Source organism: Arcobacter siniprincipis (SeqCode) (assembly GCF_048571125.1).
Classification (GTDB): domain Bacteria; phylum Campylobacterota; class Campylobacteria; order Campylobacterales; family Arcobacteraceae; genus Arcobacter; species Arcobacter siniprincipis.
In genome coordinates, this window is the sequence record NZ_CP182343.1 from 452,245 (window position 1) to 475,652 (window position 23,408).

The following is a 23,408-nucleotide window of genomic DNA, read 5'->3' on the forward strand; positions in this document are numbered from 1 at the left end:
TAAGATACAAATTAACTTTTAATTTTGAGAAGATAATCAACTACATTTTCAATAAACGCATCATGTTTTCTATCTTTTCTATAGGCAATATATAGTTTTCTAGTCATTCTATTGTTACCTATTCTTGATTCAAATAAGGTATTTGATTTAAGAAGTGAATCAATAGCATTTCTTGAAACTATAGAAACAGTTGGTGTTCCTGTGATCTCAGAGTGTAAAACAGTCTGTATAATAGTTGTAGCACTTGTAACTTCGCTAGTAACATCAAATTGATCACAATCAGGAAAGTTTGCTTTGTCGAGATTTTCTTTAAATATCATTCTTGTATTTGAATCAGGGTTTCTACATACCCATTTGTATGACAGTAAATCTTCTGGTTTCGCTCGAGATGGAAGTTTTTGATTTGAAAATATTACAATCTCATCTTCCATCCATTCTCTATATATAATATCATCATTTGCAATATAGTTTTCAACTAAAGCAATATCAATTTTTTTATCCAATAAGTCTTCTATTGTCTTATGTGAAACAGAGACATTTATAGACACATCATTATGTATATCTCTTTTTAGTTGATTTAAAAATCGTGGTAGGATATAGTTACCTATGATAAATGAAGCACCAAACATAAATGTAACATCTTTATTCATTATTTTTAATAGTTCTTTTTCGCAATTACTTACCGTTCTTTCAATTTTTTGAGCGATATTATAAAGCATCTCACCTTCTTTGGTTACTTTAATACCATTTTTTTTTCTATCAAGTAATTGTACTTCTAAATATTCTTCTATAAATTTCATCTGCTGAGTAACCGCAGGCTGTGAAATACCAAGCTTAGCAGAAGCTTTTGAAAAAGACTTTTCTCTAACAACCGTTAAAAATGTATTTACTTTTGCAAAATCATTTAACATTGATTTAAAACCTTTAATTTTTATTGACATTATAATAACATTTATTTATAAACATAAATATTAAAGATTATAGTTTTATTTTATTTTTGATATAATAAAAGCTAATTGGAGTTAAAATGTCAGAAATTTTTTTATCAGCTTTAAATGAATCACAACAAAAAGCAGCTAAACACATAGATGGTTCTTTATTAATTTTAGCAGGGGCAGGCTCTGGAAAAACTAAAACTATCACAACAAGATTAGCGTACTTAATATCAATAGGAATAGATCCTACTTCAATTTTAACACTAACTTTTACGAATAAAGCAGCAACAGAAATGAGAGAGAGAGCTTATGCCATGATTGGCTCAAATATGAATACTCCTCCAATTCTTTGTACCTTTCACAAATTTGGTTTACTCTTTTTAAAATTTTATATGAGTGAATTAAATAGGAAGAATAACTTTATAATCATAGATACAGATGACAAAAAAAGAATACTAAGAACCATAGAAAAAGATATACCTGTTGCTATGCTAGTTTCAGAAATATCAAAATATAAAAATACACTATTGACTCCGACTCAAGTGAAAGCAGGAGCTGAACTTAAAATTTATCAGCAAGTAGCAGATGTATATGAAAAATATGAGAATTATTTGTTAAAAAATAATCTAGTTGATTTTGATGATTTACTTTTATTGCCATATAAAATACTATCAAACAATGAATCATTGGCAAAAGAGACAAGTGCTAAATATCAATATATAATGGTAGATGAGTATCAAGATACAAATGAATTACAATACAAACTATTAAGACTTCTTTGTGTGACACATAGTAATTTATGTGTTGTTGGGGACGATGACCAATCTATTTATGGATGGCGTGGTGCAACTATTAAAAATATTTTAAATTTTACTGAGCATTTTGAAAATACTTTAGTTGTAAAACTTGAAGAAAATTATAGATCAACAGATACAATACTAGATCATGCAAATCAGTTAATAGAGCATAATCGTGATAGATTGGGAAAAAGATTAATAGGAACAAGATCAAAAGGTGATAGTGTAAGAGTTTACGAATCACATGATGAAAATGAAGAAACAAGAAAAATCATTGAAGATGTTAAAAAGCTTTTAGATAGTGGAATAAAAGGTAGAGATATTGCTGTATTATTTAGGGTTAATGCACTTTCTAGATCATTAGAAGAAGGTTTTAATAAAGCAGGATTAAATTATAAACTTGTAGGTGGTATGAAGTTTTATGAAAGAGCAGAAATAAAAGATTTGATTGCTTATTTTAGAATTATAACAAACTCATATGATAATTTTTCTTTTAAAAGAATTATAAACAAACCAAAAAGAGGAATAGGAAAAACTACAGTTGATAAACTTGAAGCAAAATCAGTTGAACTAAAAAAACCTATTTTTGAGATAATAGATGAATTTTCACCTGATGAGTTGAGTGCTATTGTTGGGAAGAAAAATTCAAGAACACTAAAAGTATTTTTAGCTTCTATTTTAGATTTAAAAGATACTTTAGAAGAGTCTAAAATGAGATTTTTGGATATATTTGAAGATACTTTTGATTTTAGAGCTTCATTCGAAAATCTTCCAGATGGATTTGAAAGACAAGCAAATATTGATGAGTTTTATGGATATGTTAGAGATTATTTTATTCAAAATCCTCTTTTAGAATTGGATAATTTTTTAAGTGAAATTGCCTTAGGTAGTGAAGACACTGAACTTGAAAATGAAGCAATATCAATGATGAGCATTCATGCTTCAAAAGGTTTGGAATATAAAAATCTATTTATTATAGGTATGGAAGAGGGCTTTTTCCCAATAGTTGGAGATGGAAGTGATACAGAAGAAGAGAGAAGGTTAGGATATGTGGCATTTACAAGAGCTATGGATAATCTTACTTGTAGTTTTGTTCACTCAAGATTTTACAAAGGAAAAAGAACTTCTTTATTAAAAAGTAGATTTTTAGCAGAATCAGGACTAATAAAAGGTTCACTAATGATTCAACAACAGTCATCATCATATAAAAAAGGTGATTTAGTACAACATAAAATTTTTGGTATGGGAAGAGTACAAAAAGCTGTAAAAGCTGGAAAAGACTTTAAGCTTACTATTAACTTTGGTGGAACTAAAAGAGATATTCTTTCGTCATTTGTAGAAAAAGCTTAAGAGTTACATGCAAAAAAGAATTTATAATAAAGAAGCATTAAATAAGTTAATTGTTGTAAATAAACCCATGTTTATGAGTTCAAATTCTTATTTAAACAGAATAAAAAGAAAATACAAAAATAAAAAAGCTGGATTTTCAGGGACTTTAGATCCTTTTGCAAAAGGCTGTTTGATTGTTGCTTTTGGGCAATACTCAAAGCTTTTTCAATTTTTTAAAAAGACTCCTAAAACTTATAGAGCAGTTATTTGGTTGGGGGCTATTTCTGAATCACTTGATATAGAGAATGTCACTTCAATAGATGAACACTGTGAATTAAGAACTGATGATATCAAAAATGAGTTAAATGATTTACAAAGAGAAATAGAATATTATCCTCCAAAATTTTCTGCTAAAAAAATTGATGGAGAGAGAGCATACACTCTAGCCCGTGAAGGTAAAGATGTAGAGATGAAAAAAAGTGTCATGAAAGTTTTTGACACAAAATTTATTTCATACAATCATCCTTTTATTACTTTTGAAGCAAGTGTTAGTGAGGGAAGTTATATAAGAAGTTTAGCTCAAATCTTACTTGAAAATTTGAATTCAAAGGGTACTTTATCTTATTTGAATAGATTAAATGAAGGCGAGTTTTTTTATGAAAATGAAAAAGACTTAAATCCTTTGGATTATTTAGATATAAAAGAGATAAACTATAGTGGTGATAAATCATATTTTGAACAAGGTAAAAGAATCTTGTGTGAATATTTGGATGAAAAAGAAGATGGAAAATATTTAGTAAAATTTGATGATTTTTTTTCTATAATCGAAATAATGAATGGTGAAGTAAAATATATATTAAACAAGGTAATGATATAAATGAATATAAGCGTTAAATCATATGCAAAAGTTAATATCTTTTTAAAAATTGCGGGAAAAAGAGATAACTACCATGAATTAGTCTCTAGATTTGTAAGAGTAAAAAATTTATATGATACTATTACTTTTATTCCTGAAAATTCAACAAATGAGTTTAATCTTATTGGTGACTTTGGATGTGAGACACAAAAAAATACAATATATAAAGCATTTTTGGCTTTAAGAGATAATTGTCCTAAAATAGATGCTTATTTTAGAGTTTATAGTATTAAAGTTGATAAAAGAATTCCAGAGTTTGCAGGACTTGGAGGTGGAAGTTCAAATGCTGCGACATTCTTAATAATGGCAAATAAATTATTTAATTTATACTATTCAAAAGAAAAATTAGCAAAAATAGGGGCAAAAATAGGGGCAGATGTTCCATTTTTTGTATATGAATATGATAGTGCAAATGTAACAGGTATTGGTGAAATAGTTGAAAAGTATGAAGAAGAAGCACTTGATATAGAAGTTGTAACTCCTAAAATTGAGTGTAATACTGGAAAAATATTTACTTCATTTAGAGAAAGTTTCTATAAAGTGACTTCAAGTGAAATGAAAAACAAACTTTTAAGTATGGATTCAAAAGATATTTTAAAAGAGTTTAATATATTTGAAGCAAATGATTTATATGAACCAGCATTGAAAAGTTATCCACAACTTGTAGATTATGCAAAAAAAGATTGGTTTTTTAGTGGAAGTGGAAGTAGTTTTTTTAAGGTGAAAGATAATGGCTAAGAAAGAAAAAAATATTAATTTAACATTTAAGAATAAAAAGGCATTTCATGATTATTTTATACTTGAAAGTTTTGAGGCAGGTATAGAACTTCTAGGAAGTGAAGTAAAATCTATAAGAGAAGGAAGGGTAAATTTAAAAGATTCTTACATAAGAATCATAAAAAATGAAGTCTTTGTTTTGAATATGCATATTTCATATTTAGAGACTACTCATGCCATGTATAGACCTGAAGAAACAAGACCTAGAAAACTGCTTTTACATAGAAAACAAATAGATAAACTTTTTGAAAAAGTAACTAAAGAAGGAATGACTGTAGTTCCCTTAAAACTGTACTTCAATGCTAAAAATTTTGCTAAATTACAAATAGCATCTGCACAAGGTAAAAAGCTTTATGATAAAAGAGCTGATTTAAAAGAAAAAAGTTTAAAAAGAGAATCAGAACAAGCAATAAAGAATTGGTAACTTTACCAATTCTTTTAGACTTTTTTCATTAAAAAAGTCTAAATAATCAAATTAGTTACTTTTGGTAATATTAAATGATTCTTAAAAAATATTACTAAACTAAAAAATAATGTTTAAGCTAATATTTATGCCTAATTCGTTAGTATCTTTTCATAAGTGACAGTTCTGTGACTTGTATAAAAAAATTAGTAGGAGGAGATTGATGCAAAACGGTGCACAAATCGAGTACGATTACTCAATTGCAAAAGCCTTTACATTTGCAACAATTCTGTTTGGTATCATTGGTATGTTGGTTGGTGTTATTCTAGCGTTCCAAATGGCTTTCCCACAGTTAAATGATTTAGCTGGGGAATACGGTACTTTCAGTAGGTTAAGACCTTTACACACAAATGGTGTTGCGTTTGGTTTTACTATGAGTGGTATTTTTGCAGGATGGTATTACATCTCTCAAAGAGTTCTAAAAGTTTCTTTGAAAGAATCACCATTTTTAATGTTTATTGGTAAATTACATTTTTTACTTTTCTTCATTACAATTCTTTTAGCAGTTGTTACACTATTAGCTGGTATTACAACTTCAAAAGAGTATGCTGAATTAGAGTGGCCTATAGATATCCTTATCACAGTTTGGTGGGTTTTATGGGGTGTTGGAATTTTCGGATTGATTGGAATAAGAAGAGAGAGAACATTATATATCTCGATTTGGTATTTTATTGCATCATTCTTAGCAGTTGCTATGTTACATTTATTTAACAGCATGGAAGTTCCTACTGCATTATATTCTGGATATGGAGAATGGTATCATTCTGTTTCTATGTATTCAGGTTCAAATGATGCATTAGTGCAATGGTGGTATGGACATAATGCGGTTGGTTTTGTATTTACAGTTCCAATTATTGCTTTAATTTACTACTTTTTGCCAAAAGAGTCAGGACAAAATGTTTATTCATATAAGTTATCTATATTAGCTTTTTGGGGATTAATGTTTGTTTATTTATGGGCTGGTGGACACCATCTTATTTATGCAACTGTTCCAGATTGGATGCAAACTATGGGTTCTGTTATGTCAGTTGTTTTAATTTTACCATCATGGGGATCAGCTATTAATATGCTTTTAACAATGAAGGGTGAATGGCAACAATTACAATCTAATACATTAATTAAATTTATGATTTTAGCATCGACTTTTTATATGTTATCAACAATTGAAGGTCCAATTCAATCAATTAAATCAGTTAATGCGATTGCTCACTTTACAGACTGGATTCCAGGACATGTACATGATGGTACATTAGGTTGGGTTGTATTTATGATTATGGCAGCTTTATATCATATGGCTCCAAGAATGTACGGTAGAGAGATTTATTCTAAATCGTTAATGGATACACAATTTTGGTTACAAACTACAGGTATCGTATTGTACTTTACATCTATGTGGATAGCTGGTATTACACAAGGTATGATGTGGAGAGCATATGATGAATATGGTTCATTAGTTTACTCTTTCATAGATACAGTAAATGTATTAAAACCATACTATACAATTAGAGCTGTTGGTGGATTATTGTACTTAATTGGTTTCTTTATGTTTGCATATAATATGTATAAAACGGCAACTGCAGGAAGAGTTCTTGATAAAGAACCAATCAACGCAACGCCAGTAGCTGCATAAGAAGGAGGAATTATTATGTTTCATTGGTTCGAACAAAGACCGTTTTTCTTTGCGGTATTAGTATTTATATTTATAGCATTTGCAGGTATAATAGAAGTTATACCAGACTTTGCAAAACAAAGTAGACCAACAGTTGGTACAAAACCATATTCAATTTTAGAGTTAACAGGTAGAAATGTTTATATTAAAGATTCATGTAATGCTTGTCACTCACAATTAATTAGACCATTTAAATCAGAGACAGATAGATATGGTATGTATTCACTGTCAGGTGAGTATGTATATGATAGACCATTTTTATGGGGATCAAAAAGAACTGGACCAGATTTAATGAGAGTTGGGAATTATAGAACAACAGATTGGCATGAGAATCATATGATGGATCCAGCATCAGTAGTACCAGGTTCAATAATGCCATCATATGCACATCAGTTTACAAATATGGCAGATGTAGAGACTGCATATGGAGAAGCTGTAACAGTAAAAGGTGTGTTTAATACTCCTTATGATGTAGATTTAGATGGAGATGGGAAAGTTGATGTTCCATTAGGGACTTTTGAAGAAGCGAAAGCAGAGGCTTTAAAAGAAGCGAAAGCTATTGCTGCTGATATGAAAAATCAAGCTGTAAAAGATGCCGTAGCAAACGGTCAGATTCCTGAGATTGTAGCGCTTATTGCGTATTTGAATTCTTTAAAATAAGAGGTTATTATGAGTCATGAAGAACTAGTTGATTTACAAGGGTATTTGAAATTTTTTCTTTTACTTGTAGTATTTATTATATTTTACTCTTACGCTTATTCTATATATAAAAGGGATAAAAAAGGTAAGAGAGATTTTGAAAAATATTCAAACTTGGTACACGATGATTCGATTGACTCTGAACCTCTTGAAGATAGAAACAACAATTTAGACGAAAAAGAGAAGGAGAAATAGTATGAAATCTATGGTAATAGGTGGAATTATTCTTATCGTCGCTTTATTAGCAGGAACTTACTTCGTTGCAGGTGATGCTTTTAATAGTGATGATTATATCAATAGTTTAACAATGCTTGGAGCAGTTGCAATTATTACAATTACAGTATTTGTTGCTCTTAAGTATATTAATCAAATGAAAAATGATACTGCTGGTGGTGATTTAGCAGAAGAAAAATGGGATGGTATTGGTGAGTATAAAAATCCAATTCCTACAGGTTGGGGTTTAGCATTTATAGGAACAATTGTTTGGTTATTTTGGTACATGACAATTGGTTATCCAACAAATGGATTCTCACAAATTGGTCAATGGAATGAAGAAACTATTGAATTTAATAAAAAGTTTGAGTCAAAATGGGAAAACCCATCTAAAGATACTTTAACTGCAATGGGTGAATCTGTATTCTTAGTACAATGTTCTCCTTGTCATGGTGTTGATGCAGAAGGTATTAATGGAAAAGCTCAAAACTTAACAAAAAGAATGTCACAATCTTCAGTTGAGTATGTGATTAAAAATGGTGCAAATAACCTTAAAACAGTATACCCAGGTGGTATGCCTCCTATGATGTTAACAGATGAAAAAGATATTAAAGATGTATCTTCATATGTTGCAGGTGGGTTTAAGGGTGAACAACCAGCTTCATTTGGTGTGTGTGCAGGTTGTCATGGTGCAGATGGAAAAGGTATGGCATATGTCGCTCCTAATATCAGAAACTATACAGCAGATTTAATTTCAGCAGTATTAGAAAATGGTAAAAAAGGTGAAATTGGTCAAATGCCAGCATTCAAAGGTAGATTAAATGCTACTCAAGAAAAAGCAGTTGCTGCTTATATTCAAAGTTTAGGAGAGTAATATGGCTGGAAATTCTCAAATGAACGAAAATGAGAGAGGTATCTTTGCTCTTAGTGGAATTACTGGTATGTTGATTGCTACAGTTTTATTACTGTCAATTCTTGCTTTTTTAACTATAAATGCAATAGGTGTTCAACAGAATGAAGCGCAAAACTTCTATAAAATCAACCAAGACTTAAATGGTCTTAAAGCTAATAGTCCTGATAATTCTAGTCAGTACGAGCTTGTTGGTAAAGTGAAGTAAGGAGTAAACAATGGATAAAATTATCGGACTATTATTATTAGGTTCAGCTTTACTTACTGCCTATTTATCATTCTTTGATTCTTCAAGAATTTTTGTAGGATAAATGAAAGCTTTCAATATCTTAAAAATAGCAGTGTTATCACTGCTATTTTTTTTAATCCCACTAAATGCAAGCATAAACAAGTATGTATTATCAGATGATGTTGTAATTGATCCAAGAACAGCACAAAAAATACTTGAAATTGGATCTGAAGTAAAAGATAAAACAAATGTAAATTTATATGTATATGTAAAAACTGATTTAGGAATAGATAAAAATATACCTATAAAAGAAAAAATGCAATTAATTAAAAAAGAAGAGGCTGAATTAACTTCAACTCTAAGTGAACCTTATGCAGTATTAACAATAGCAGTGGAACAAATGCATGTTAATCTACTTATGTCTGAAAAACTCAAAAGTATAATTAATAAAAATGATATTCTAGATGGTTATGTTGTGCCATTACTTGCTTCAAAAGATAAAAATACACTTTTTACAAAAATTAGTGCTGCTGTACTAAATGGATATTCTGAAATGGCTGATGATGTTGCTCATGCCAATGGAATTGAAAAACTTGAATCCGGAATTCCAAGTTCAGGCAAAACAGCTGGAACTATTTGGAAAGTATTTATGTATACTTTAGTTATACTTGGTGTGTTTTTATATACTTTTGCAGTATTGAAATCAAAAAAGAAAAAATAGGTAATAAATGAAAAAAAGAAATTATTGGCCGTTATTTTTTATAGCTATATTTACATTTACACTTTCAATGGTAATTTGGACCGTTATGTCAGCTATAAAAACACCAGTACATGAGGATAAATCATTTTTAAGTTCATATCATATTATGGATGTGGAGTTTAATGATATAGTTGATTATAATGAAAAATTTTCTAAAAAATATAATCTAAAAATGAAAATCAATGATAAAGAGTTTGACTCTTTAGTATTAAATGATGTCTTTTTATCACAAAGAGTGATTGATCAAAAATCAATGCACAAAGACATTTTCAAAAAAGGCATGAACAATATCTCTTTTGATTTAACAACTAAAGATGGAGTAAAAGTTCCAAATTTTAAAATTAGTTTTAAAGTTACAAGAACTACAAATAGTTATTCTGATATTGATATAAACAATGATGAAAAGAAGAATGAAAAATTTACTTTCAATCTAGAAAAAGCAGGTAATTGGAATATTACTGGAATACTTGATACAAATGATGGAGAAAAAGGTTTCTTTTATATAAAATCAAATGCTACAGACAAGTAAAACCCTTATAGTATTTCCAACTTCTAGGGCTATAAGAGAATCTATAAAAAGAAGAAGCAATGAGAATTTATTGCTTCCTTCTTATTTAACAATCGATGAATTCTTAAAAAAATCCATATCCATAAAAAATAAAAAATATATTGATGAAGAGCAAAGATTCTTGTACTTGAAAGATGCTTCAGATATAAAAAATCTTAACAAACTTGGTATTTCAAATAATTTCACCTCATTTTTAAAACAATCAGATTATTTATTTAGATTTTTTGGCGAATTAGCTGCTGAAAAAGTATCAATAGACAGTATTGATGAAGTTGATACCTATGAGTATTACAAAGAACACATAGCTATATTAAAAGAGATATATAATAACTATGTAGCATTATTAGATGCAAACAATGTTATTGATAAAATAAATCTTCCTACTAACTATGAAATCAATCAAAACTTTTTAAATAGATATGAAAGTATAGAAATATATTTTGAAGGATATTTTACAAATTTTGAATTAGAAATTATATTAGAAATATCAAAATATACTAAAATAATAGTTAATCTATTTTCAAATAAATACAATCAAAAATCAATACAAAGTTTTATAAATTTTGGTTTTGAATTAGAAGAAGGTTATGAATATAAAATCGATTTAACAAATAAATCTATAATAGAAAAACATAAAGAAATATCAAACTTGAAATATACAAAAGCAGTTGCATTTACAAGTAGAATAAATCAAATAGCTTTTATAAAAGAATCAATAACAGATGCAGTAAGTAGCGGAATAAAACCAGAAAATATAGCATTAATAGTTCCTGATGAAAAGTTTGTAGAGATACTAGAACAGTTTGATGATGAGCAATATTTTAATTATGCTATGGGTAAAAGTATAAATAATAGCAAAATTTATAAAGTAGTAAATTCCATATACTCTTATTTAAATGAAAATGAAAGAAAAACAAAAGAATCAATAGAGTTTTATAAAATTAATTCAGAAATGATTGATAGTATTAAAAAAATATGGAATAAAAAACTAGATAAGATAAATTTTGATATTTTAATTGAGTATTTAAAATCAATAGAACATAATAAAGAGTTAATAGAAAAATTTGATGAATTGACTTATAAATTAAATCATCTATTTTTTAATAGTTCACAAAATATACTTTTCAAAGAAGCTGTAAAAATACTTATTCAAAAAATACAAAAAATAACGCTTGATGACATTAACTCTGGACTTATTACTGTAATGGGTTTATTAGAAACTAGAGCTGTTGAATTTGAAGCAGTTATAATCTGTGATTTCAATGAGAACTATATACCAAAATCTAGTATTAAAGATAAATTCTTATCATCAATTATTAAAAAAAGAGTTAAACTTCCTACTCAAAAAGATAGGGAGAATTTACAAAAGTACTACTATTATAGATTGATGAATAAAGCTAAAAATCTTTATATTTCATATACACAAAATGAGACGATGCAAGTAAGTAGATTTGCAGATGAATTGTTTAAAGATGAAATCACACCATCTACAAAAGATAAACAATATAAACAAATACTTTATAAAAACAGATTAATAAATCATTTTAATGAAAATATTGAGTATGAGATTGATTTATCAAAGCAAGAATGGTCAGCTACTTCACTAAAAAAGTATTTAGAATGTAAAAGAAAGTATTACTTAGAGTATATATGCAAAATAAAAGACCATAACATAAGCTTAAAGCCAAAAGGTTTTGAATTGGGAAGTATGGTTCACAAAACACTAGAAAGTGCATATAAGAGCTTTGAGGTACAAAATATTAACTATGAGCTTATAAAGTCACTCTTTGAAAAACAGATGAATGAAAATCCCTTTTTGCTTTTGGATAAAGAGATATTTTTAAGAAAATTAAATACTTTTGTAGAGTTTGAAAATAAAAGATTTGAAGATAAAAGTTTGAGTGTATTAGAAATAGAAAAAGACTTTAAATTTGATTACAATGGAATAGTTTTAAAAGGAAGCATTGATAGAATTGATAAACAAGATGATAAGTATTTATTGATTGATTATAAAACATCAGCAAGTCTAAAAATTGATAGTATTAAAACTTATGAAAATAGTGTTGACTTTCAATTGGAATTTTATTATTTAGCTTGTTTAGAACTATTTGGATATGACAAAATAAAAGCTTATTATTATGATTTAAATAGTTCAAAGTTATTAGAAGAAGTTGTTTTATTTGAAAAACTTGAATTACTAAAAGAGATATTTATAGAGCTAAAAACAAAAAAAGTAAACTTTGAAAAATGTGGAAAAACATCAACTTGTCAGTACTGCGAGTTTAAAACTATTTGTGATAGATAAAAGTACAAGATAATTCTTGTACTTTTATCTTGCTGTTGCTATTAAAACATCCTCAATCATTTTTGTAATATCTCCATCTAAAATTGCTTCCACATTTGAATATCCAATATTACTTCTTGTATCTTTTATTTGTTGATATGGTTGCATTACATAAGACCTAATTTGATGTCCCCAACCAATTTCACTTTTTTCAACACCATCTTTTACAGCTTGTTGTTTTTCTAATTCATATTCATAAAGTCTAGATTTTAACATCTTCATGGCACTTGCTTTATTTTTATGTTGAGATCTATCATTTTGACACTGTACGACAATATTTGTAGCAATATGAGTGATTCTAATAGCACTTTCTGTTTTATTAACATGTTGCCCACCAGCACCACTTGATCTATATGTATCTATTCTTATATCTTTATCTTCAACAACAATATCAATATTATCATCAATTTCAGGACTTACCATTACAGAGGCAAAGGAAGTATGTCTTTTAGCATTTGAATCAAAAGGAGAGATTCTAACAAGTCTATGAATACCATTTTCAGCTTTTAGATATCCATAGGCATTTTCACCTTTTATGATAAAAGATACATCTTTTAAACCAGCTTCTTCGCCATCTTGATAATCAAGAACTTCAATTTTGAAATCCATTCGTTCAGCCCATCTTAGATACATTCTATAAAGCATACTAGCCCAATCTTGAGACTCAGTACCACCTGCTCCTGGATGAATTGATATAATAGCATTAGATGAATCATCAGGATTACTTAGCATTACAGATATTTCAGTAGACCGTATAAGATTGTCTAATTCTTCAGCTTCAGCATGAAGTAATTCAAAAGTATCTTCATCTTTTTCATCTATTGCCATCTCATAAAGTTCATTAGTACCACTTAAAGACTCATTAGCTTTATTAAATTTAGATAATTTACTCAATATTCTATTTTTTTCAATACCAATTTTGGTAGCTGTTTCAACATCATTCCAAAAGTCTTGAGAAGATTCTAACTCTTCTATCTCTTTAAGTCTTGATTTCAAAACATCAGGTTTGAGTATATCTTTTATATTTTGAAGTTTTTTATTTAATAATTTTAGTAATTCAGAGTATTCGTATGTATCCATTTAATTTGTCCTTTAAAATGGAATTATACTAAAAATAAGTATAAGAAGCGTTTAGACTAAACTAAGAGTAGACTCTTAGTTAGATTTTGGTTTTTTTTCATCTTTTTGATTAATTGCTTGAAGATATACATATACATTATTTATATCATTATTATCCATAATCGATGCATAAGGTGCCATTTGAAAAGCAGTTCCTCTATCATAACCACTTCCATTTACATAGTCTCTAATAGTAGCAGTAAAATCAAATAGATTTAATTTATTTATTGCTCTTGATCTTCCAGGAAGTTTTTCACCATTGATTCCATGACATGTTTCACATTTTTTGATATATAGATTTTTACCAGAAATAGACATTTTAACTCTTTTTTCTTCTTTTGAAGCTATTTGTGATTCAACATCTTTTTGTTCTAATCTTTTTATGATTTGACTTTCTAAAGCCTGCATATCAATATTTTGCATATTAACTTCATCTTTTTTTAATATATAAATATAATTATTCCCATCAATTTTTATATCATCAGTTTTCCAACCATCTTTTTTCATATCTTTTAATGATTTATTTCCATTACATAGACCACCATCTAAATTAATAGACTCTATAGTAGAAAAATCAGAATGATTTTGTTTATAGCACATTGTTGTTTGTGCAAAACTTGATGTTATTAGAAATGTCAACAGCGAAAATGGTTTTATTAGATTCATTTTTATCCTTTAAAATAATTGGAACATTTTAGCGTAATTTTATAAAAAGTGCATAAAAAAAGGCTGGAATATTATTCCAGCCTTTAATCACATAAAATAATTAAATTCTAAGATTAGAATTTGTATTGAACGTGAATTCTTCCTCTAGTACTATCATTATTTTCTGTAGAACCAGTGTCTTTTGTATATTGTCCATATCTTAAGTATGCACTTAAGTTTTTACTCATAGAGTAATTAAATTGTGCATAATATTCTTCTTCTTCTATGTTACCAGCATAATCTACATCAGCATAGTTAGCAGAGATATTTAAAGAAGGTAATACTTGGAAACCAAGTCTTACTTGCCAGTAATCAGCATCAGCTTTATTATTTGCATCTACAGTCCATGCAGAAATTTGAGTAGCAGCATCAGCATCTAAAGCAACTACACCACCCTCATCATCAGTAGTAGCATAAGCAACTTTTGCATCAAAGATACCAGCTTTTGCAGTTAAAGTAAGTTTTAATAAATTATTGTCAAGATCATGTTTCTCTAAATCAAGAGATGTATATCTAATGTCTCCACCTAAAGTTACAGCATCAAAGTCAAATGAAGCATTTGCACCAAGTGTATATGAATCAAATGTATCTTCCATATCTATGTACCATGCATCTAAAGCTACAGGACCAACTTTACCCATTACACCAATAGTATAAACATCTCTAGAACCAATTGCAGCACTATTACCATAAGTTAAAGCAGTAAGTGTTGATGCTGCATTTCCACTTTCACCAACATTTGTTTGGTTAAAGTATGCACCAGCAATAGTAACAGGTCCAACAGTAGTTAATGCTAAGATACCTGTACCAGTTTGCTCATTTCCAGCAGCATCAACAGCTACAGTCCAAGGAGTAGTTAAACCTTGTTTACCAACGATAACTGTAGTATTTGCAATACCAGTGTATGCGAAGTTAGCATTAGTTAATTCTACATTTACGTTTTGATCCCCAATAGCTTGAGTGTCAAGTGTTGCTTTATCTCCTGTATTACCATCTTTACCCATTACAAATCTTGTATTTGCAGTAACATCATCATTTACTTTTGATTTTAAGCTTACACCAATTTTGTAGTAATTATTTGTATCTGAATGTCCAGTACCTGCTTGTTGTTTATCATCACCATAGTCATTATATCTATATACCATAGTTCCTGATACATCTACATTTTTGATAGCTTCTGTTAAAGGTTGAGCACTAGCAGTTGTTCCAGCTACAGCGATTGCAGCTATTAAACTCATTTTTACGAATTTTTTCATTTGATCTCCTGAAAGGGTTATTTTTAAATCAGTTCCTCGGACGCGCGAACAATCTTCTTGTATAAATACTTGAAAGATACTTTCCGATTCACCGTTGCGAAAATTTTACATGCTTTAAAATTAAAGTTTTCTTAATTTGAAGGTTTTTGAGTAATTTAATCTATTATTTTAAGTTTTATTTATAAAAAGCCCATATTTTATAGGCTTACACTTACTTTACAATTAGGCAAAATATCTGGTTTTTGAATGCTTATTTTTAGGTTTTTTATAGAATATTTTTTATTTAAATGTTTTTTTAAGTTTAAAAGAGCATCTTCAATTAGTTCAAATTTATTTTTTATCATTATTTTTTGAATGTTTGATGCTACTTTTGAATAATCTATAAATTCAAAATTTGAGTATTTATAAGAAAATGAGCAGTTTATTATTACCCTTTGTTCGTTTTTTCGCTCAAAGGGTAAAATTCCAATTATGCAATCAAAAGTAAGATCTTCAATTTTTACTTTCATTATACAGCTTTTAACTCTTCTTTTTTGATAAGTCTTATTATATTTGGAATATGTTTATAAAAAATTATAAATGAAATCAAATACATAGGTGCATTTGAATTTACTCCTAATCCATTGTTAAATACAATTGCAGCAATGATTACAGCAATCAGTCCTAAAAGTGAAGATAAAGAAGAGATTTTTAATACTTTTGCACAAAATCCCCAAACAACAGCACCAATAAGTGTAGGAATAGGAATTAGTACTAAAAATACACCAAGTCCAGTTGCTACTCCTTTTCCACCTTCAAGCCCTAAATAAATACTATAACAATGCCCAACCACAGCTAACACTGCAATAGTCCAAAGTGTAGCTTCACTTACTCCATAGGCTTGTGCGATAAGAAGGATGATTGTACCTTTTATGGCATCAAGAATAACAGTTGCAAGACCTAGTTTTTTTGCTAAGCTAGGATTTGTTTGCTTTACTACTCTTAGAACATTTGTGGCACCTATTGATTTACTTCCATGCTTTTTTATATCTACCCCTGCAAAGGTTTTAGCTAGAAGTAAACCAAAGGGAATAGACCCAATTAGATAAGCTAAAATATAAAAAATAAGATTTGTATTTAAAAAATCCATTATGACCTCAATTAATTTTTTTGATTATGTTTAAATGGATTATAACAAAAATTTTGTTATATTCCCGTTAAATGTTAAATATTATAAACCTAAGGGTAAATTTTGAATTTAAAAGATGAAATAATAAAATTAAAAGAAGAACTTGATGTAACTTTAGTAGCTCACTTTTATCAAAGAGATGAAGTGTTTGAACTAGCAGATATCACAGGAGATTCTTTAGAATTAGCTAAAAAAGCTATGGAAACAAGTAGTAAATATATAGTATTTTGTGGTGTTGGATTTATGGGTGAGAGTGTAAAAGTTATGAGTCCACAAAAAAGAGTTCTTATGCCAAAAATCGCATGTTGTGCGATGGCTAGAATGATTGATGTGGATTATTTTGATGAATCATTGGCCAAACTAAATGCAATGGGCGTATCAAGTGATGAACTTCTTCCTATTACATATATCAATTCAAGTGCAGCAGTAAAAGCTAGAGTTGGAGAAATGGGTGGTATGGTTTGTACCTCTTCAAATGCATATAAAATCATAGAAAAAGGTTTAAAGTCTGGTAAAAAAATATTTTTTGTACCAGATAGATGTTTAGGACAAAATTTTGCAAAAAGTCTTAATCTAAAATCAACTGTTATAGGTGATGGAACTGATCCAAAAGAAGCAGATATTATTTGTTATGATGGTTTTTGCTCTGTTCACCAACTCTTTTCAACTGATGATATTGAGTTTTATAGAAATAAATATCCAGATATTTTAATTGCAGTTCATCCTGAATGTGATCCAAAAATTTGTGATATGGCTGATTTTGTAGGTTCTACTTCTCAACTTATCAAATTTATAAAAGAGTTACCAGCTGAACAAAAGGTTGCAGTTGGAACTGAGTATAATATGGTAAATAGATTAAGAGAGAAAAATACATATATATTAAGCTCAACTAAACCAGAATGTCCAACTATGAATGAAACAACTTTACAAGATGTTTATAACTGTTTAAAAGAGATAAAAGATGGTAAAGAAGTATTTTCAAATGAGATATTTGTAAATGATAATGTAATCAAATGGGCAAAAGTAGCACTACAAAGGATGTTTGAAGTATGATTAATATTAAAAAGTTTGTAAAAAATGCTATTATTGAAGATAATGGTAGAGGGGATTTATTCTTTGATGTTGCTCCTAAGGGGAGATTTACAGCAAAAGTTATTTCAAAAGATGATGGAATCTTAGCTGGTGAGATTTATGCAAAAGCCTTATCAAAAACTGAAAAATTTGATTGTAAGTTTTTAAAGCATGATGGGGAAGTAATCAAAAAAGGTGATATTATCGCAAAGCTTGATGGGAAAGCAGCTGTTTTACTCTCAAGCGAGCGAACATTTCTAAATATGCTTCAACATGCTTCGGGAATAGCTACTATGGCTAATTCATATGCTTCTTTGATAAAAGATTTAGATGTAGTTTTACTTGATACTAGAAAAACAAGACCACAACTTAGAGATTTTGAAAAATATGCAAGTAGAGTAGGAGGAGCTATTAATCACCGACTTGGACTTGATGATTGTCTGATGTTAAAAGATACTCACCTTCGAACAATTATGAATCTAAAAGAGTTTATTCAAAGAGCAAGAAAGAGAATCTCTTGGGTTACTAAAATAGAGATTGAGTGTGAAAGCTTAGAACAAGTAAAAGATGCAATGGAAGCTGGTGGTGATATAATTATGTGTGATAATATGACTCCAGATCAAATAAGAGAAGTTGTAAAATATAGAAATGAAACCCATCCTCATATAGTATTAGAAGCTAGTGGAAACATTAATTTAAATACTGTAAGAGATTATGCTTTAACAGGGGTTGATGCATTGAGTTCTGGAAGTATTATACATCAAGCAACTTGGTTAGACTTTTCTATGAAATTTGATTAGTGGTTAACTTTTGATTAGTGTTATTATGATAGGATTAAAATGATTTTAAAAAGGAGCGTATTTGAGTAAAGATTTTATAACAAATAATAAAGTAAATACTGCCTCTTTTGTGAGTGCTTTAAAATTGATTGAGAAATCAAAATATATTTTAATAATCACTCATGTAAATCCCGACCCTGATACTATTTGTTCAGGACTTGCACTTTCAAACTATTTATCTGAAAATAAAATTAAACATAAAGTTTTTAATGCAGGAAAAAATCTTCCTGCGAAATGTGATTTTATAAATAGATATGAAAAAATAACGGATCAAATCCCAAAATTTTATGATTTGGTTATCTCTGTTGATTGTGGTACTTCAAATAGATTTGGAATAACACTTCCTGAAGATATACCTTTGATAAATTTTGACCATCATAAATCAAATGATGATTTTGGAACAATAAATATAGTAGATATTAATAAGTCTTCAACTTCTGAAATAATATATGACTTTTTTAGATTTAATGGATTGTATATTACAAAAAATACAGCAGAAGCACTTTATGTGGGAATATATGATGATTCATTGGCTTTTACAACTCCAAGATGTGATGAATTTACTTACGAAAAAATTAATTTTTTAGTTAAATGTGGAGCTAGTCCTGTTTATATTGCTGATAAGTTTATAAAAAGAGATTCTTTAGCAAAATATAGAATTTTGCCTAAGATTTTCAATAGTTTGGAACTTCTTGATGAAGGTAAAATAGCAACAATATATGCAACAAAAGAGTGGTTTGAAGAGAGTGGGGCAACAACACTTGAAACAGAAGTTGCACTAGATATGGTTTTAAATATTGCTATTGTAAAAGTAGCAATTTATTTTAGAATTGTAAATGATAAAGTTAGAGTCTCTCTTAGATCAAAAGAGAAAATAGATGTTTCAAAAGTAGCTTCTACTTTTGGTGGAGGTGGGCATTTAAATGCCGCAGGATGTGTTATACAAACTGATGATATTTTTGAAGCAAAAGAGATTATATTAAAGGAAATTCTTGAGAAATAAAAGTAGTTTTGGGAAAGTAGTATTATTTATATTTATAATAGGTGCCATTGTAGCTGGTTGTTTTGTTTATTTATCGCCTATGTTTGAGAAAAATCCCCCGAAAGTAGATTTTAAAGATAATATATATTGGAATTTAAAAAGCAAACTAAACCTTGGTATTAGTGATGATAGTGGTGTTAAATTTTATAAAGTAATATTTAAAGATGGAAATAAAGAGATAGTATTAGATTCAAAAGTATTATTAGAACCAGAAAAAAATATCAATTTGGAACTAAAATCACCAGAACTTGATATGTTCTTTAAAAGTAATGATGTTGAAATCATTGTTGAAGCAGTTGATAGTAGTAAATGGAACTTTTTAGAAGGAAATAAAGTTGTTGATACTTTTCATCTAAAAATTGATAGAAAAAAACCTGTAGCTTCAGTTGTTGCTAACTCTTTTGCAGTTAGAAGAGGTGGAAGTGCTTTAGTTATAGTAAAAGTTGAAGATGAAAATTTAAAAGACTCATATATAACATTTAACAATGAACAAAGATTTGATTTGGTTCCTTTTTATAAAAAGAATTATTATGCAGCATTAATTGCTTGGCCAATAAAAATAGAAAAATTTAATATTGTAAATTTAGTTGCAATCGATAAAGCAGATAATAAATCAATAATAAAAGTGCCTTTATACATAAGAAATAGAAAAGATGATAAATCCAAAATAAAAATTAGTGATACCTTTATTCAAAATGTAAGTACAAAAGTTTTAGAACAAAGTGGAAAAGATGTACCTGATAATCTAGCTGATATTTTTTTAAAAGAAAATGAAGTTTTAAGAAACCAAAATGTACAAAAGATAGAAGAAACATCTAAAAAATTTATGGATAGAGACTTAGTAAGTGGTTTTAACCTTATTCCATTTAAAAGATTAGAAAATGCTGCAACTGCTGGGCGATTTGGACAAGAAAGATCATATTATCATAATAACATAAAAATAGATGAAGCTTGGCATTTAGGAATTGATTGGGCAAGTGTTAAAAAAGCTGATATTTTTACTACAAATAAAGGTAGAGTAATATTTAATGACTATTTAGGAATTTATGGAAATGTTATTATAATAGATCATGGGTTTGGTTTACAATCACTTTATGCTCATACAAGTTCTTCAAATGTAACTGTAGGTGAAGAAGTTAAAGAAAATCAAAAAATCGCTAATACTGGTGCAACTGGTGCTGTTTTAGGAGATCACTTACATTTTGGTGTTTTAGTTCAAGGTTTAGAAGTAGATCCTTTAGAATGGATGGATAAAAATTGGATAAAAACAAGAATAACAGATATCATAAGTGATGCAAAAAAGGTAATAGATAGCAAATGAAACAAAGAACAATAGCAAAAGCAGTAGAAATAGTTGGAATTGGACTCCATAAAGGTGTTCCTGTAAAAATGAGATTAGAACCTTTGGAAGCTAATCAAGGAATAATCTTTTATAGGTCTGATGAAGCTTTGACAATTCCTCTAAAAATAGAAAATGTTGTTGATACAAAAATGGCGACAGTTATTGGAAAAGATGGAATTGTTATTTCAACTATTGAACATCTTTTGTCTGCTGTTTATGCTTATGGCATTGATAATTTGCGAATTGTTCTTGATAATGATGAGGTTCCAGTGCTTGATGGTAGTTCATCTGGGTATTGCATGCTAATTGATGAAGTTGGCATAAAAGAATTAAATGAATCAAAAAAAGTAATTAAGATAAAAAAAGAAGTTGAAGTTACAACTGAAGATGGCAAAAGAGTATCTTTAAAGCCCTCTAATCATATTGTTTATGATTTCTCTATTGATTTTGAAAATCCTGTAATTGGACAACAAAATTATCATTTTGATTATAGTATAGATGAGTATAAAGAAAATATCTCAAAAGCTAGAACTTTTGGATTTTTACATGAAGTGCAATATTTACGAAGTATAGGATTGGCTCAAGGTGGTAGCATGGAAAATGCTATTGTTGTAGATAATGATAAAATCTTAAATCCAGAAGGTTTAAGATATGAAAATGAATTTGTAAGACATAAAATTCTTGATGCAATAGGTGATATGTCACTTTTAGGTTATACATTAATAGGTGAATATGATGCCCATGCTGGAAGCCATCATTTAAATCATTTATTGACAAAAAAAGTTTATGAATCAGAAGAAAATTATGAAATTTTAGATTTAGAAGAAGCACAAAAAGAGAGTTATGTTTTCCAAAAAGCATATGCTTTAGTTGATGCAAATTAAGGGATTATTTGATAGATATTATAGTTATTTCAATTTCGACTCCAATAAAGATTGGAATTTATGAAAATCAGCTTTTGATAAAAGAGATTGAACAAGAGGGAAAAACATCTGATATTTTGCCAATAATTTTTAAAAAATTATTGCAAGATTATGATATAAAATCTATAACTTATGTAAATACACCAGGTTCTTATATGGCAATAAAAGTAGCTTATGTATTTTTAAAAACTGTTTGTATTGCTAGAAATATAGAGTTAAATGCTGCTAGTGGATTTTTATTTAATGAGAATTCACCAATAAAAGCTTTGGGGAAAAAGTACTTTTTTAATAAAAATGGTGAAATAATTATAGATTTTTTAGAAGAAAAGAGTATAATTTCGGATTTTAAATTACCAAAAAGTTTAGATAAAACAAAATTTTCATCTAATACTTTGCCAATTTACAATTTACCAGCAGTATAAAAGGAATATAATTGAGAATTAGTGTGCCAGCTACGAGTGCAAATCTAGGGCCAGGTTTTGATACCCTAGGATTAGCTTTAAAAATAAAAAATCAAGTAACAATAAGACCAGCAAAATTTCATAGTGTATCTTTAAAAGGTGAGGGTTCAAATAATCCTATACTAAAAGATAACAATATGTTTATTGCTATTTTTAATGATTTTTATAATAATTTATCACAAAAAAAGAGATCTTTTAGATTTGAATTTGAAAATCAAATTCCACTATCAAGAGGTTTAGGAAGTTCGTCTGCTGTAATTGTTAGTGCAATTGCATCAGCTTATGCTATAGAAGAGATGGAATTGCCAAAAGAAAAATTACTTAATTTAGCGCTTGCTTATGAGTCTCATCCAGATAATATTACGCCAGCCGTTATGGGTGGATTTACAGTCTCATCAGTTGAAGATAATGAAGTAAAATTTATAAATAAATCTATTCCTAAAAGTTTAAGTGCGGTAGTTGTTGTTCCTAATAGACCAATTTCTACACAACTTTCAAGAAAAACTTTACCATATAAATATTCTAAAGAAGATGCTATATTTAATCTATCTCACTCTTCATTATTAACAGCTGCTTTTATGAGTGAAAATTGGGAAATGTTAAAAATAGCTTCTCAAGATAAATTTCATCAAAGTTATAGAATGAGACAAATGCCAGAGCTTTTTGAGGTTCAAAAATGCTCTTTAAATAGTGGTGCTTTAATGAGCACTTTATCTGGTTCTGGTTCTACACTTTTTTCTATTTGTTATTTTGAAGATGCAAAGAAAATTGAGAAAGAATTAAGAGCAAAATTTCCACATTTTAAAGTTTTTATTTCTGGTTTTGATAACTATGGAATTAAAGTTGAAGCATAAAAATTGGAAATTTAATAAA

General features: G+C 28.4%; 25 protein-coding genes. 19 read left to right on the forward strand and 6 right to left on the reverse strand.

Translation table 11 applies throughout. The features are described from left to right. Nucleotides 1-11: 11 nt before the first annotated feature. Nucleotides 12-911, reverse strand: coding sequence for a LysR family transcriptional regulator (locus tag ACNI3D_RS02365; RefSeq protein ID WP_129102088.1), 900 nt, complete (start codon nt 909-911; stop codon nt 12-14). 116 nt (nt 912-1,027) lie between these two features. On the opposite strand from ACNI3D_RS02365, the gene ACNI3D_RS02370 reads away from it, so the two are divergent. The 12 genes from ACNI3D_RS02370 (at nt 1,028) to ACNI3D_RS02425 (ending at nt 12,570) form a co-directional block, all read left to right on the forward strand. Beyond that, nucleotides 1,028-3,082, forward strand: a complete 2,055-nt coding sequence (locus tag ACNI3D_RS02370) for an ATP-dependent helicase (RefSeq protein WP_419768111.1) — start codon at nt 1,028-1,030, stop codon at nt 3,080-3,082. Nucleotides 3,083-3,089: 7 nt separating this feature from the next. Beyond that, entirely contained in the window at nt 3,090-3,938 is an 849-nt protein-coding gene (gene truB, locus ACNI3D_RS02375; protein WP_419768112.1) for a tRNA pseudouridine(55) synthase TruB, read from the forward strand. Further along, a complete protein-coding gene (locus ACNI3D_RS02380; RefSeq protein WP_419768113.1) occupies nt 3,939-4,715 on the forward strand; it encodes a 4-(cytidine 5'-diphospho)-2-C-methyl-D-erythritol kinase in 777 nt (258 codons plus the stop codon). Further along, the gene (smpB, locus tag ACNI3D_RS02385) at nt 4,708-5,178 is read left to right on the forward strand and encodes an SsrA-binding protein SmpB (RefSeq protein ID WP_258238740.1); all 471 of its coding nucleotides are present in this window, start codon (nt 4,708-4,710) and stop codon (nt 5,176-5,178) included. The genes ACNI3D_RS02380 and smpB overlap by 8 nt, the downstream gene beginning before the upstream one ends. A 202-nt stretch (nt 5,179-5,380) precedes the next feature. Beyond that, nucleotides 5,381-6,847, forward strand: coding sequence for a cytochrome-c oxidase, cbb3-type subunit I (ccoN, locus tag ACNI3D_RS02390; protein ID WP_419768114.1), 1,467 nt, complete (start codon nt 5,381-5,383; stop codon nt 6,845-6,847). 15 nt (nt 6,848-6,862) lie between these two features. After that, a complete protein-coding gene (gene ccoO, locus ACNI3D_RS02395; protein ID WP_129102122.1) occupies nt 6,863-7,546 on the forward strand; it encodes a cytochrome-c oxidase, cbb3-type subunit II in 684 nt (227 codons plus the stop codon). 9 nt (nt 7,547-7,555) lie between these two features. After that, the gene (locus ACNI3D_RS02400) at nt 7,556-7,780 is read left to right on the forward strand and encodes a CcoQ/FixQ family Cbb3-type cytochrome c oxidase assembly chaperone (protein WP_129100434.1); all 225 of its coding nucleotides are present in this window, start codon (nt 7,556-7,558) and stop codon (nt 7,778-7,780) included. A 1-nt stretch (nt 7,781) separates the two neighbouring features. Beyond that, nucleotides 7,782-8,672, forward strand: a complete 891-nt coding sequence (locus ACNI3D_RS02405) for a c-type cytochrome (RefSeq protein ID WP_129100435.1) — start codon at nt 7,782-7,784, stop codon at nt 8,670-8,672. A 1-nt stretch (nt 8,673) separates the two neighbouring features. Next, nucleotides 8,674-8,916, forward strand: coding sequence for a DUF4006 family protein (locus tag ACNI3D_RS02410; protein ID WP_129100436.1), 243 nt, complete (start codon nt 8,674-8,676; stop codon nt 8,914-8,916). A 103-nt stretch (nt 8,917-9,019) separates the two neighbouring features. Beyond that, the gene (locus tag ACNI3D_RS02415) at nt 9,020-9,658 is read left to right on the forward strand and encodes a hypothetical protein (protein WP_129100437.1); all 639 of its coding nucleotides are present in this window, start codon (nt 9,020-9,022) and stop codon (nt 9,656-9,658) included. Between the two features lie 7 nt (nt 9,659-9,665). Further along, nucleotides 9,666-10,226 carry a hypothetical protein gene (locus ACNI3D_RS02420; protein ID WP_419768115.1) on the forward strand — a complete coding sequence of 187 codons (561 nt, stop codon included), beginning with the start codon at nt 9,666-9,668 and terminating at the stop codon, nt 10,224-10,226. Next, nucleotides 10,210-12,570 (forward strand): PD-(D/E)XK nuclease family protein, encoded by a 2,361-nt coding sequence (locus ACNI3D_RS02425; RefSeq protein WP_419768116.1) that lies wholly within the window; start codon nt 10,210-10,212, stop codon nt 12,568-12,570. Before ACNI3D_RS02420 ends, ACNI3D_RS02425 begins: the two co-directional genes overlap by 17 nt. Nucleotides 12,571-12,594: 24 nt before the next feature. On the opposite strand, the gene prfB is transcribed toward ACNI3D_RS02425, so the two are convergent. The 5 genes from prfB to plsY form a co-directional block, all read right to left on the reverse strand. Beyond that, a complete protein-coding gene (gene prfB / locus ACNI3D_RS02430) occupies nt 12,595-13,689 on the reverse strand; it encodes a peptide chain release factor 2 (protein ID WP_419768117.1) in 1,095 nt (364 codons plus the stop codon). 75 nt (nt 13,690-13,764) lie between these two features. Then, a complete protein-coding gene (locus ACNI3D_RS02435; protein ID WP_419768118.1) occupies nt 13,765-14,394 on the reverse strand; it encodes a c-type cytochrome in 630 nt (209 codons plus the stop codon). Nucleotides 14,395-14,507: 113 nt separating this feature from the next. Beyond that, nucleotides 14,508-15,689, reverse strand: coding sequence for a porin (locus ACNI3D_RS02440; RefSeq protein WP_419768119.1), 1,182 nt, complete (start codon nt 15,687-15,689; stop codon nt 14,508-14,510). 197 nt (nt 15,690-15,886) lie between these two features. After that, the gene (locus ACNI3D_RS02445; protein ID WP_419768120.1) at nt 15,887-16,198 is read right to left on the reverse strand and encodes a dihydroneopterin aldolase; all 312 of its coding nucleotides are present in this window, start codon (nt 16,196-16,198) and stop codon (nt 15,887-15,889) included. Beyond that, the gene (gene plsY / locus ACNI3D_RS02450; protein ID WP_419768121.1) at nt 16,198-16,818 is read right to left on the reverse strand and encodes a glycerol-3-phosphate 1-O-acyltransferase PlsY; all 621 of its coding nucleotides are present in this window, start codon (nt 16,816-16,818) and stop codon (nt 16,198-16,200) included. The genes ACNI3D_RS02445 and plsY overlap by 1 nt, the downstream gene beginning before the upstream one ends. Before the next feature lie 102 nt (nt 16,819-16,920). Between plsY and nadA the strand changes: the two genes are divergently transcribed. From nadA to thrB, 7 genes are all read left to right on the forward strand, one after another. Beyond that, nucleotides 16,921-17,910 carry a quinolinate synthase NadA gene (gene nadA / locus ACNI3D_RS02455; protein ID WP_129100445.1) on the forward strand — a complete coding sequence of 330 codons (990 nt, stop codon included), beginning with the start codon at nt 16,921-16,923 and terminating at the stop codon, nt 17,908-17,910. After that, nucleotides 17,907-18,728 carry a carboxylating nicotinate-nucleotide diphosphorylase gene (gene nadC, locus ACNI3D_RS02460; protein WP_419768122.1) on the forward strand — a complete coding sequence of 274 codons (822 nt, stop codon included), beginning with the start codon at nt 17,907-17,909 and terminating at the stop codon, nt 18,726-18,728. Before nadA ends, nadC begins: the two co-directional genes overlap by 4 nt. 61 nt (nt 18,729-18,789) lie before the next feature. Further along, nucleotides 18,790-19,770: a DHH family phosphoesterase gene (locus tag ACNI3D_RS02465; protein WP_419768123.1), complete on the forward strand. Its 981-nt coding sequence runs from the start codon at nt 18,790-18,792 to the stop codon at nt 19,768-19,770. After that, nucleotides 19,760-21,130: a M23 family metallopeptidase gene (locus ACNI3D_RS02470; RefSeq protein WP_129100448.1), complete on the forward strand. Its 1,371-nt coding sequence runs from the start codon at nt 19,760-19,762 to the stop codon at nt 21,128-21,130. Before ACNI3D_RS02465 ends, ACNI3D_RS02470 begins: the two co-directional genes overlap by 11 nt. Beyond that, the gene (gene lpxC, locus ACNI3D_RS02475) at nt 21,127-22,035 is read left to right on the forward strand and encodes a UDP-3-O-acyl-N-acetylglucosamine deacetylase (RefSeq protein WP_419768124.1); all 909 of its coding nucleotides are present in this window, start codon (nt 21,127-21,129) and stop codon (nt 22,033-22,035) included. The genes ACNI3D_RS02470 and lpxC overlap by 4 nt, the downstream gene beginning before the upstream one ends. A gap of 8 nt (nt 22,036-22,043) precedes the next feature. Then, a complete protein-coding gene (locus ACNI3D_RS02480; protein WP_419768125.1) occupies nt 22,044-22,496 on the forward strand; it encodes a hypothetical protein in 453 nt (150 codons plus the stop codon). Between the two features lie 11 nt (nt 22,497-22,507). Then, entirely contained in the window at nt 22,508-23,389 is an 882-nt protein-coding gene (gene thrB / locus ACNI3D_RS02485) for a homoserine kinase (RefSeq protein WP_129100451.1), read from the forward strand. The last annotated feature ends 19 nt before the right edge of the window (nt 23,390-23,408 follow it).